The sequence below is a fragment of the Veillonella sp. T11011-6 genome (assembly GCF_002959755.1).
Classification (GTDB): Bacteria; Bacillota; Negativicutes; order Veillonellales; family Veillonellaceae; genus Veillonella.
Window position 1 is genome coordinate 580,213 of sequence record NZ_PPCW01000004.1, and the last position, 13,949, is coordinate 594,161.

A 13,949-nucleotide genomic window follows, 5' to 3' on the forward strand; every position below is an offset into this window, starting at 1 on the left:
ACAAATAGCCCTTCGTTACCAGTAACTGGATAACTGAAAGGCCATTTCATCATGTTTTTTATCCTTTTGAGATGAGCCCGACGGTTCTACTCGTTTGGCTATCTGTTTATATTATAGGGTTTATATCATATATCGTCAAATACGGATAAACAAGTTTATATTAAACAATATTATATGGGTTTATTTACTAAGAGGCAGCGAGTCAATCGTTGCCTCTTTTGCTATATTTTTATCTAATACATATCAAATCTTAATTATTTTTAAAATAAATAAGTATAATTCATTTACAATTCACTAAAAATGGTGTAATATTTTATACATATTTTAAATGTGTTAGTCTTAAGTTTCTTTAATAAGTGAGTATATATCTATCTTTTATCATAAAAAAAGACTAATAAATCAACTCATAGATATATATTCAAGTATGAAGGAGCTTTCACAAATGTGATTGTATTGTAAGTGAAGTATTTATTGAGGTATAAGAGGATGAAAGGTAGTAATAAGATTTTATTGTCTGCTGTTATGATGACCTTATTGTCATCTACAATTGCTATGCCTAGTACATGGGCTGCAGCAGGTATTAATTCTGATGGACGTATTTTTGCAACTACTGCTGATAGTAAATTTGAAAGTACAGGTAATACGACTGCGAATGGTGTAGTCGCATCTGATGGTGGTCAAGTTACAATTGGCTCTTTGGACACTCCTGATGCATCTCAATTGCCTAAACGCTATCGTCAACCAGCTTTCATTACAGGCATGCTAAATAACAGTTCCATCCAAGTAGATGGCGGTGTTATGGACGTGACTACTGCGCCATGGAAGTCTCCATATCCAGTGGCATTTGCTTATAATAGTAAAATTAATCTTGGTGTCGATGATGCGGGTACTGTAAAGCACAAAGTATTTAATATGCAAGGCGATGTGCTTGTATCTGATAAAATGATGCCTCCTCATCAAGAACAGCAACCATCTGTTATTAATATTGGCCTAGGCCGCGCACACAATAGTCCTAACCAATTTTCTGGTAAGGCAGTGAACACCTTAGAGGATAAGGGTGGCGAAATTAACATGACCTTTGATGGTGGCATGTGGAGCCATGATTACATGGGTGGCTTGGAATCTTTCAAAATTGATGGTAAAACGGAACGCAGTAGCATTAATAACCTCACAGGTACTCGTACGCGTGAAGGGTTCAGTCGTATTTCCCAAGACTCTCGCAGCGACATTCATGTAAATAAATTGGACGGCCATATTAACGTTATTTATGATATGACCAGTGGTACTGGCTTAAATTATGCTAAACCAGGTTCTAAGAAAGATGGTCTTGATCCAGCTGACATTGAGGGCGGTAACTTCATCGTAAAATCCGCTGTGGCTGGTTCTGGTGTGCATGGCTATGTAACAGGAGATCATCTTGATACTTCTTCTGAAAGTAATGTAAACAAGATTTTAGATAACTTAGCTCATAAATTCTATTATGAAAACTATGTAAAGGGTGAAAGAAACCTTTCTGGTACCGTATCCATCGCTTCTAAAGGCATCGTGTCTAGCTTCCAAAAAGCATTGACTACAGACCAAAAAGAAGGGGACATTACTTGGAAAGACGGTAATGGCCAAGGCTCCTATGTGGTGCCAGAACCAAAACCTACACCAACTCCAGATCCAAAACCGGTTACGCCTGTAACACCAGATCCTAAGCCTGTTACACCAGTAACTCCAGATCCTAAACCAGTTACACCTGTGACTCCGGATCCTAAACCAGTTACACCTGTGACTCCAGATCCAAAACCAGTTACGCCTGTAACTCCAGATCCTAAGCCTGTTACACCAGTAACTCCAGATCCTAAACCAGTTACACCTGTGACTCCAGATCCTAAACCAGTTACGCCTGTAACTCCGGATCCTAAGCCTGTTACACCTGTAACTCCGGAGCCAAAACCAGTTACACCAGTAACTCCTAATCCTGTTGTTCGTGGTGCGTACGATACACCTCATATGCGCGGGATTCGTTCTGCTGTAGTAGGTAATATCAATGCTTGGCGTACATTAGCTGACGATATGTATCGTCCTCGCGTATTGCAACAAGGTGAACCAACAGGTATTTGGGCTCGCATCGGTGGCGGTAAATACAGCTACTCCGGTAGCGGTATCGATACAGCTACAGATTATACACGCATCCAAGGTGGTTATGATGCTAAAATCAGCCGTGGCTGGACTGTTGGTGGTCAAGTATCCTACCTTCGTGGTTCTGAAGACTATGTATTCGATGGCTCTGGCAAGATTAAATCCTTCTCTGTTGGTGCTTATGGTTTGAAAGACCTTGGTAAGGATCAATATGTACATGTAGAAACGCAAGTAGGTCGTGTATCTAATGACTTCACAGCGCGTAATGAAATTGGTGACCCTATGTCTGGCGATGCAAAATCCAATGCGTATAGCATCGGTGTTCGCTATGGCAAAACATTGAAATACGCTAATGGTTTCTATGTAGAACCACAAGCGCAATTGAACTTCACACACTTCGGTGGTCGTAACTTCAATGTAGGTAATGTATCTGTTAACCAATCTGGTGTGAATAGCACTTCTGGTAAGCTTGGCCTTGAATTGGGCAAACAATTCGGTAATGGTAACCTTTACACTCGTTTTGCAGCAGGTCATGCCTTCACAGGCAATGTAAAAACTACATTCGCTAGTGGCAGTGTTGTGAAATTAACAGAACAAGATCTCAAAGGCACTTGGACTGAACTTGCCTTCGGTGGCCGTTATGGCTTCAATAGCAACAATAGCGTATTTGCTGACGTTGCCACTGGTTTGTCTGGTGACTACCAAGCAGACTGGGGCGTAAACGCAGGCTTCACGCACAAATTCTAATATAGTATATAAAGGTATATTGATATCTAAGTATGTTAGATAAACGTATATAAATATATATACAAATTTATGTACAGATAAAAGAATAGTAAAAGACCCATGTATTGGAAAATACCTAATACATGGGTCTTTTTTGTTGGTTAAAGAGAGTTTTGATCTAGTAGTAATATTTATTTATACAAATCATAGAGTACGTTTATATATAACATCAGTAATCATAAGAGTTATTAATTTATATCCTAGCCTAGCACATACCATAATACAAGATATTATAGCGTTTAACAGCATTTTCATATAAATATTTCTTATTAATAAACCAAAATTAATAAATTTAAATTGTAAAATTTTTTGACACTAAATTATTAATGGATATTTTGTTAATTATAAAAAATACATAAAAAATAGAATGATTATTATATAGTCTATAGAAAAATAAAGGGAAAATAAGAATGATTTACATTAAAAAGCATTATTTATGGATAATGCTTATTTTTATGCGGTGTAAAGTGTACATAATTGGTATAAATTTATAAACTAAGCGAAGATGAATATAAAATGAATTTTTATTTACCATATAGAAATATTTTGATATTATTATGACAATCAACAATGATGAAGTTTTAGTGAAATTATTGTGAGAAATGAACTTATCTGTGTGTATTGTAAGCTAGAGGGAAGATTATGAATCGAATTTACAATGTAATTTGGAGCAAGACAAAGAAGTGTTATGTAGTAGTTTCTGAGATCGTGAAAAGCGGTGGCGGTAAGGTTAAATCCTTGCACACAGGCAAAACACATGCTCGCATGGGCGCTGTTATGACCGTAGCTGCGCTATTGGCAGGTGTGAATATTACATCTGTAAATGCGGCAGCTATCATGATTAATAATGTAAATAATTCTGGTTATGCGACAGGGCAAGCAGGCGGTAATAAATGGAGCTATTTGTACAATTATAATAACCCTGGGAATATGGGGGCATTGGACGGAAGTGCCACTACTGGATATTATTCTGGTAGTGCATTAAATGGTATTTCCATCGGTCATAATACTAAGATTCAAGAGGATAGTGATCCTACCTATTATTCTGGTGTAGCCATTGGTGACTATGCACAGGCTACAGGTGGTTTATCATTCTCTATTGGTAATTATGCACAATCTACAAAGCCATCTGCCATGGCCCTCGGTACGGCTTCACTTTCTAGTGGTTTCAACTCCTTGGCGATGATGCGCCAAGCGGCAGCAACAGGTAATTTCTCTACAGCTATCGGTACAACTTCTTGGGCTAGTGGTACTGGCAGTTTTGCTATGGGTTATTCTGCGCAAGCAAAGGGCAATCAATCTATTGCCATCGGCGCAGCAGAGCCTATTACTGTAGCAGGCAGTGGTAATGAGCCAAGTGCATCCTATAATGGTGACACTAATACAGTAACCGAAGGGGCTCGTTCTTTGGCATTTGGTACAAAAGCACGTACAAGTGCAGCAGCTTCAGATTCAATGGCATTTGGTTCTAATGCTACTACAGGTGGATCCAATGCTGTTGCAGTAGGTAACTCTGCTAATGCATCTGCTAGAGATGCTTTTGCATTTGGTAATACAACACAAGCTACAGGTGCTAATGCCATTGCCATGGGTAGAAAAGCTCAAGCAGTTCAGACGAATTCTATTGCAATGGGTAGCCATGCAAAAGCTTTAGAAGCGAATGCTCTTGCCATCGGCGGTACAGCTGAAGCTAGTAAGGCGGGTACTATGGCTATTGGTACGGCTGCGAAAGCAAGTAGTAATAACTCTACAGCTATCGGTAATGGTGCACAGGTTACTGGTGAAAACTCTATGGCATTAGGTGCTGGTGCGAAGATTTCTTCTAATAACTCCATCGCTCTTGGTGCAGGCACAGAGTTCAATGATCCTTTAGTAAATACCTATGCTGCTTTCACCAATGAAATGAACCCTGCTGAAGCGGGTGTAGTAGCCGTTGGTAATACAGGTACGCCTCGTCGTATTGTTAACGTAGCCGGTGGTCAAAACGATAATGACGCTGCAACGATTAAACAATTGCGTTATGTAAATAATAACTTGGCTATGACCATTGCAGGTCCTACATATACAGGGTATCAAGCAAATGGTTCTACTTATAAAGCACCTGATTTCAGCATTAAAAATAGCATATACCATACAGTAAAAGAAGCGGTAGAAGCAGCGCAAACTAACTTCTTCAGCGCTAAAGGTACATCTGCTGATGCTAACTATGATAATAAAGGTGCTACAGGTACAAATGCGACAGCAGCGGGCGTACGTGCTTCTGCAGCTGGTAATTATGGTACGGCACTAGGTGCTGATGCAACGGCAACAAGCGATAAAGGCACTGCATTAGGTTATAAAGCTAAGGTAACTGAAGATGATGGTGTTGCGTTAGGTTCTAATTCCGTAGCGAATACGGCGGCTGGCGTAGCTGGTTATGATGTAAGCGCGGCAGATAATCGTGCCAATAAATACACTGCGTTAACAGGCAATGTAGCAACATCTACATTGGGTGCTGTATCTGTAGGTCAAAGTACTAGCGTTGGTAATGAAACACGTCAAATTACAAACCTTGCAGCTGGTACAAAGGATACAGATGCAGTTAACGTAGCTCAATTGCGCAATGTAAACCTTAAAATTGCAGGCAATACAAACGACAACAACGGTAAAAATGATGTATTGTTAGATAGCCAAACATTGACTGTAAAAGGCGATGGCGCGTATGTAACAACTAAAGCGAACAACCAAACAATTGATGTAACCTTAACAAATGCTACAAAAGATAAAATCGATAATGCAGCAAATAAAGATCTTTCTAACATTACAAATGTAGGTAAAAAGAATATTACTGCATTGGGCACAATTGTTGAGGCTGGTAATAATGTAACGATTGCTGCACCTACAGTAGACAGCACAACAGGTCAAAAAACATATACTGTAAATGCTATGGATACAAAGGTTTCCTTAGGCACTAGTGGTTTGATGACCCTTACAGGTGGTACACCTGACGCAAGTGGTGTTCGTAACTATACGGTTGACGTAGATCCTACTAAGGTTGCGAAAACAGATTTGTCCAACATTAATAACGATGGTAAAACTGTTATCCGTGAAGAGGCTCAAAAGGCCGTAAAAGTAATTGCTGGTCAAAATACAACAGTTACAGAAGGTACAGACGGCACATATAAAACATATGCGGTCAATGTAGCGGCGGCTGGTGATTATCGCTTGGTAGAGAATAGTGCAGCTGCTGATAAAGCATATACTGTAACTGGTAATAAAGTTGATTTAACTGTACAAGATACTAGTACTCCTGCGAATACGAAGACTGTAACAATTAAAGACATCGCTTCTAAAACAGAGTTAGATACTACAAAATCTGATTTAACAAATAAAATTAGCGATACTAAAACTGAGCTCATCAACAAAGGTTTGAAATTCAACGCAGATAATAATGACGTTAAGACAAACAAACTTGGTTCTATAGTAACGGTCGCTGGTGATGCGAATATTACAACAAAAATCACGCAAACTGGTGATGACTCCACGATTGCTGTTACTTTGAATAAAGATCTTAATGTAAATACTGTAACTGCTACAAATACTGTAAAAGCTGGCACTGCTACTATGGGCAACCAATCTGCTACTGATAACAAAGCAGCTACACAAACTGGCAACTTTGTAACTGGTTTAGACAACACATCATGGAACATGGCTGATCCTGTCTTCGTTTCTGGTCGTGCAGCTACAGAAGATCAATTAAAAACTGTTAGTGATGCGGTGAGAGCAGCGAATGCCGGTTCTAGTGATTATCGCTTGATCGAAAACGATACAGCTACTGATAAAGCGTACACTGTAACTAGCAATAAAGTTGATTTGAAAGTAAAAGATGATAAATCCGGTACTACAAAAACAGTTACTATCAAAGATATTGCGTCTAAAACTGAGTTCGACAAATTAAACGATCGCGCTGTTAAATACGATGTAGATGGCTCTGGTAATGTAGATAAATCCAAGGTGACATACGAAGGCCCTACATATAACAGCACTAATAAATCTGGTGGCACTCACGTAACTAACGTGGCGTATGCAACTGGCAACGACGGTAGCGAAGCAGTTAACGTAGATTACTTAACTGACAAAATCAAAGACAGCTCCGATGCGTTGATTAACAAAGGTTTGAAATTCGATGCTAACGTAGGTGGTGCTCAAACTAATAAACTTGGTTCCACTGTGACAGTACAAGGCGAAGGCGCAGAAGCTGATGCAAACTACAGCGGTAAAAACATCAAAACATTCATCAAACAAGATACAGCTGGTAACACAACAATTGACGTTAAGATGAACAAAAATCTTGAAGTTGAAACTGTAACGGCTACTGGTGCAAATGGTAAAGATGGCAAAATTGGCATTAACGGTAAAGATGGTGTAACAACGAACCTTTCTATTACACGTGATGGTAAACCTGGTGTAGACGGTGCGGCTGGCACAACTACAACTCGTATCGTATACGAAAAACCAGATGGTACTACTGAGGAAGTAGCAACATTGAACGATGGCCTTAAATTCAAAGGCGATATGGGTGCTACATCTAATGTAAAACTCAACAAACAAGTGGATGTAAACGGTGGCGTTACAAACGCGGCTGACCTTGCAACAGGTAATAACATCGGTGTTACATCTGCAGCAGTTGATGCGGATGGCAATGCAAAACTTCAATTGCAATTGGCTAAAGATATTACAGGCCTTAAATCTGTAACAGCTACAGATACTGTGAAAGCTGGCACTGCCACAGTAGGTAAACAAACTGGTACTGATAACAAAGGTGGCACTCAAACTGGTAACTTTGTAACAGGTTTAGATAATACAAATTGGAATATGGCTGATCCTGTATTCGTACCTGGCCGTGCGGCAACAGAAGACCAATTGAAAACTGTCAGTGATGCGGTGAAAGCAGCGAGCGCTAGTGCATCTGACTACCGTTTGATTGGTGATCCAACTAATACAACTGACGGTTCCTACAAGGTTACAAACAACCAAGTAGACTTAAAGGTTAAAGATGATAAATCTGGTACTACAAACACTGTAACTATCAAAGATATTGCATCTAAAACTGAGCTTGATAAATTAGATGATCGCGCTGTTAAGTACGACTTAGACCCTGCTACAAATACTGTAGATAAATCTAAGGTAACTTATGAAGGCCCTACTTACACTAATAAAACTGGTGGTACTCACGTAACTAACGTGGCGTATGCAACTGGTAACGATGGTAGCGAAGCAGTTAACGTGGACTACTTAACTGATAAGATTAAAGACAGCTCCGATGCGTTGATCAACAAAGGTCTTAAATTCGATGCTAACGTTGGTGGCGTTCAAACTAATAAACTTGGCTCCACTGTCATCGTGAAAGGTGAAGGCAACGAAGCAGACGCTAACTATAGCGGTGAAAACATTAAGACTTTCATCGACCAAGATAATACAACTGGTACTACAACAATTAACGTTAAATTGAATAAGAACCTTGTAGCCGATTCCATCAAAGTTAACAAAGATGGTAGAGACGGCAAGGATGGCGTATCCATTACAGGCCCTACCGGTGCTGCTGGTACAGATGGCAACAACGGTAAGGTAGGCATCACTGGTGCTGACGGTAAAGACGCTGTATCTATCTCTGGTAAAGACGGCGTAGGTCACATCGGCTTAACTGGCCCTGCTGGTACAAACGGCAAGGATGGTTCTAACGGTATCGACATGTCCGTTAAGAATGGTTACGACGATGCTGCCAAAGGTGTTAAGGGTGAAAAAGGTGTAGACGGTGTCGATGGTATTACACGTATTGTGTACACTGACAAAACTGGTGAACACCAAGTAGCCACAATGGATGACGGTATGTTGTACGGTGGCGATACTGGTACTGTTATTAAGAAAAAACTTAACAATCAAGTGAATGTTAAGGGCGGCATTACAGACCCTGCTAAATTCACAGCGGACGATAATATCGGTGTTGTATCTGATGGTACAGATACGTTGAAGGTTCGTTTGGCAAAAGATCTTAAAGGTCTTAACACAGTAACAGCAACTGAAACTGTAAAGGCTGGCGACGTAGTGATGGGTAAACAATCCGACGGTACACCTGCAGCTAACACTGGTAACTATGTAACAGGCTTAGATAATAAGGACTGGGATGTAACGAATCCAACAGCTGTTAGCGGCCGTGCAGCAACGGAAGATCAGTTGAAAAAGGTTACAGAAGCTATCAATAATCAAAGCTCTAACTCTACAGATTATCGCTTGGTTCAAAACCAAACAGCTGGTTCCAATGGCGACTATTCTGTAGACAACAACGGCGATGTGGCGTTGACTGTACAAGATAAAAACCATCCAAATCAAACTGAAACAGTAACTATCAAGGACGTAGCATCTAAATCTAACCTAGATAAATTAGAAGACCGCGCTGTTAAGTATGATTTAGATGGTACAGGTAATGTAGATAAATCTAAGGTAACTTATGAAGGCCCTACCTACACTAATAAATCTGGTGGTACTCATGTAACTAACGTGGCGTATGCAACAGGCAACGACGGTAGCGAAGCAGTTAACGTAGACTACTTAACTGATAAGATTAAAGACAGCTCCGATGCGTTGATCAACAAAGGTCTTAAATTCGATGCTAATGTTGGTGGCGTTCAAACTAATAAACTTGGTTCCACTGTCATCGTAAAAGGTGAAGGCAACGAAGCAGATGCTAACTATAGTGGTGAAAACATTAAGACTTTCATCGACCAAGATAATACAACTGGTAACACAACAATTAACGTTAAATTAAATAAAAATCTTGTAGCCGATTCCATCAAAGTTAACAAAGATGGCAGAGACGGCAAGGATGGCGTATCTATTACAGGTCCTACAGGTGCTGCTGGTACAGACGGCAACAACGGTAAGGTTGGCATCACTGGTGCTGACGGCAGAGACGCTGTATCTATTTCCGGTAAAGACGGCGTTGGTCACATTGGCTTAACTGGCCCTGCTGGTACAAACGGCAAGGACGGTTCCAATGGTATCGACATGACTGTTAAGAATGGTTACGACGATGCAGCCAAAGGCGTTAAGGGTGAAAAAGGTGTAGACGGTGTTGATGGTATTACACGTATTGTGTACACTGACAAAACTGGGGAACACCAAGTAGCTACAATGGATGACGGTATGTTGTACGGTGGCGACGCTGGTAATGTAATCAAGAAAAAACTTAACAACCAAGTGAATGTTAAGGGCGGTATTACTGACGAAACTAAATTGACTACTGATGACAATATCGGTGTAGTTTCTGATGGTACAGATACGTTGAAAGTTCGCTTGGCAAAAGACCTTAAAGGCCTTAATACCGTAACAGCTTCTGAAACTGTGAAAGCAGGTACAGCGACTGTGGGTAACCAAGAAGCGACTAAAGCAGATGGTACTAAAGAAACTGGCAATTATGTAACAGGTCTTGATAACAAAACTTGGGATGCTGACAATATCGTAACGGGTCGCGCTGCTACAGAGGATCAGTTGAAAGATGCATTGGCTAACCAATCTAATGCAGGCCTTAAATTCGACGCTAACGTTGGTGGTACTAAGACTAATAAATTAGGCTCCACTGTAATTGTAAGAGGCGAAGGCAATGAAGCAGACGCTAACTACAGCGGCGAAAATATTAAGACTTTCATCGACCAAGATAATACAACTGGCACTACAACGATTAATGTTAAATTGAACAAAAACCTTGTAGCCGATTCTATTAAGGTCAATAAAGACGGCAAAGACGGTAAAGATGGCGTATCCATTACAGGCCCTACAGGCGTAGCTGGTCAAGATGGCAACAATGGTAAGGTAGGCATCACAGGTGCTGACGGCAAAGATGCAGTTTCCATTTCCGGTAAAGACGGCGTTGGTCACATCGGCTTAACAGGTCCTGCTGGTACAAACGGCAAAGATGGCAAAAATGGCATCGATATTTCTGTGAAAAATGGTTACGATGATGCTGCCAAAGGTGTTAAGGGTGAAAAAGGCGTTGACGGTATAGACGGAATCACACGTATCGTGTATACTGATAAGACTGGTGAGCACCAAGTAGCCACTATGGACGACGGCATGTTGTACGGTGGCGACAGTGGCACTGTAATCAAGAAAAAACTTAACAACCAAGTAAATGTTAAGGGTGGTATTACAGACGCAGCGAAACTTTCCAATGACGATAATATTGGGGTAGTAGCTGATGGCACTGATACATTGATGCTTCGTCTTGCGAAAGACCTTAAAGGCCTAAATTCTGCTACTTTCAACAATGGTACAGATGGCAACACTGTTGTAAACGGTGGCGGTCTCACTATTAATGATGCAGCAGGTAATCCGTTGACGTCCGTTACTAAAGACGGCGTTGTGATTACAGATGGTCCATCTATGACTAAAGATGGTATCGACGCTAGTGATAAGAAAATCAATAACGTAGCTGACGGTATAATCGCAGCTGGCAGTAAAGATGCTGTAAATGGCGGTCAATTACATACAGCGGTAGAAGACCTTAAAACTAAAGGTTTCGGTTTAACTGCTGAAGATGGCGCTTCTGTTAAGAAATCCCTTGGTGATACTGTAACTGTGAAAGGTGACGGTACGAACATTACTACATCTGTAGATAATGGTGCTGTGAAAGTAGCATTGGCTAGAGATCTTAATGTAGATACTGTTACAGCAAACACAGTAACAACAGGCGACACTAAGATGGATACAAATGGTGTAACTATTAAAGACGGCGCCAATGAAGCGACTAAGTTGACTAAAGATGGCTTGCAAATCAACGATGGTGGTAACAAAGCGGTTACTATCGATAAAGATGGTTTGACTATCGAAAACGGTCCTAAGGTAACAAAAGACGGCATTAATGCTGGTGATAAGAAAATCACTAATGTAGAAGATGGTACAATTGCTGCCGGCAGCAAAGACGCTGTAAATGGCGGTCAATTGCATACTGCAATAGAAGACATCAAAGCACAAGGCTTCGGTCTTAAAGCAGAGGATGGTCAATCTGTGAAGAAACATCTTGGTGAAGTAATCGACCTCAAAGGCGACGGCAACATCAAGACTTCCGTAGATGGCACTGCGATTAAGATGTCCTTGAATGATACAATTACACTTGGCACAGATCCAGCAAAACAAGTTAAAGTTGATGGATCTACTGGTACGATTACTACGGGTAATGGCGCTAACCAAGTTACAATCGATGGCAGCACAGGTTCTGTTACAGCAGGTAACACTGTGAAAGCTGGCGATGTAATCATGGGTAACCAAAGCTCAGGTGGTCAAAATGGTAACTTTGTGACTGGTTTGGACAATAAAACATGGAATCCTAACAACCCTGTAGCTGTTACAGGTCGCGCGGCAACAGAAGATCAATTAAAAGCTGTTAACGACGACTTTAACGAAAAAGCTAAAAATGGTCGTGTATTCCAAGGTGACCAAGCTGGTAACGATGGTAAAGTTGTTCGCGGTTTAGGCGATACAATGAACCTAAAAGGTGGCGCTGATGTAAATCGTTTGAGTGACAACAATCTGGCTGTTATGAAGAACGCTGCAGGCGATGGCTATGATATCAAGTTGGCTAAGGACCTCAACCTAAAAGACGGTTCTACTACGTATACAAAAACTGTACCAGGAACTAATACTACAATTCCTTATACAGTAGATACAAAAGTAGATGGTGGTGGCATCACAATTACTCCATCCATCAACGGTCAACCTGTACCAGGTCACACTGTAAGTCTTACAGAAAATGGCTTAAACAATGGTAATAATACTATTACTAATGTAGCGCCAGGCATCAATGGCACTGATGCGGTTAACGTTAACCAATTGCGCAATGCTATGCATAGTGTAGATGGTAAAATCGCTGATGTTGGTGCAGCTAGCGCAGCCATGGCAGGTCTTAAACCATTGCAATATGATCCATTAGAACCTACACAAGTGTTGGCGGCTGTTGGCAACTATAAAGGTAGTACTGCTGCTGCTATTGGTATCGCTCACTATACAAATGAATCTACAATGCTTCATATGGGTGTTTCCTTAGGTGGTCATGATAATATGGTTAACGCTGGTGTATCTTATAAATTCGGTACATCTGACGCTAAAAAAGCAATTCCAGCGCGTTACAAAGCTGGCCCAATCAGCTCTGCTTATGTAATGCAAGATGAAGTAGCTGCATTGAAAGCTGAGAACTTACGCATGAAACAACGCGATGAGGAATTATCTGCTAAGTACGAACAAGTACAACGAGATAATGAAGAGATGAAAGCTCAAATTGCAATGCTTATGAAACAAGCTGGGTTAACCAAATAATCATTCACTTGAGAGTGTATTGAGTATTTAAAACATAGGAAAGCCGCCCTGGGGAGGGCGGCTTCCAATGAGGGGACTTATGAAACTAATTAAATTACTACCAGTTATGGCAATTGCTTCTGTATGTGTTGCTGGCCAAGTACATGCGGCACAAGATCCTTTGATGATGCCTGAACAACCTGCGGCTCCTTTGACTGCAGAACAACAAGAAATTTCTCTTGCTGTTCCTAGTGAAGAGGTAAAAGCTGTAGTATCTGAATTTGCAGCTTTCCAATTGGGAATGAGCAATGCTTTAATCAAAGACGACAATCGCGTAATGTCTGGTCAACAACGTTATACTAATAACGTGTTGTACTACATGAATGTTCGTCGTGACTGGTACATTACAAGCCATCGCTATAAAAAAGACAGCTATGCTCGCGTAGCATTAGATCGCTTGTACTTAGATTACAAAGAATTCTTCGAAAATCACACAACTGTGTCTGACATGAATAAAGCTGAATATGAAAACCAAATCTTGGCAATTCTTGAAAAGAATACAGCTAACATGTCTAACGATGAATTGCGTTTCTACATGAACGAAATGGTAATCTACAGCTTGCAACAAGCTATGCGCGATGGTAACAACCGCGTTAAACGCATCCGCTAATCGGTATAATTATAAATTTATACTTTTGAAAGAGGTAACG

At 40.6% G+C, this 13,949-nt stretch carries 3 protein-coding genes; all 3 read left to right on the top strand.

All coding sequences use genetic code 11. The features are described 5' to 3' along the window. Window positions 1–486: 486 nt before the first annotated feature. The 3 genes from VRHSUH10_RS07340 (at window position 487) to VRHSUH10_RS07350 (ending at window position 13,909) form a co-directional block, all read left to right on the top strand. Entirely contained in the window at window positions 487–2,874 is a 2,388-nt protein-coding gene (locus tag VRHSUH10_RS07340) for an autotransporter outer membrane beta-barrel domain-containing protein (RefSeq protein WP_105090023.1), read from the top strand. Between the two features lie 681 nt (window positions 2,875–3,555). Beyond that, on the top strand, window positions 3,556–13,260 hold the full coding sequence (locus VRHSUH10_RS07345) for an ESPR-type extended signal peptide-containing protein (protein ID WP_146104590.1): 9,705 nt from the start codon (window positions 3,556–3,558) through the stop codon (window positions 13,258–13,260). A gap of 79 nt (window positions 13,261–13,339) precedes the next feature. Beyond that, window positions 13,340–13,909 (top strand): hypothetical protein, encoded by a 570-nt coding sequence (locus tag VRHSUH10_RS07350; protein ID WP_105090024.1) that lies wholly within the window; start codon window positions 13,340–13,342, stop codon window positions 13,907–13,909. Window positions 13,910–13,949: the final 40 nt, after the last annotated feature.

Bases quoted from the DNA above. Each gene is read 5' to 3' on its own strand.
- VRHSUH10_RS07350 (WP_105090024.1), top strand. From the start codon at position 13,340: ATGAAACTAATTAAATTACTACCAGTTATGGCAATTGCTTCTGTATGT.
- VRHSUH10_RS07340 (WP_105090023.1), top strand. From the start codon at position 487: ATGAAAGGTAGTAATAAGATTTTATTGTCTGCTGTTATGATGACCTTA.
- VRHSUH10_RS07345 (WP_146104590.1), top strand. From the start codon at position 3,556: ATGAATCGAATTTACAATGTAATTTGGAGCAAGACAAAGAAGTGTTAT.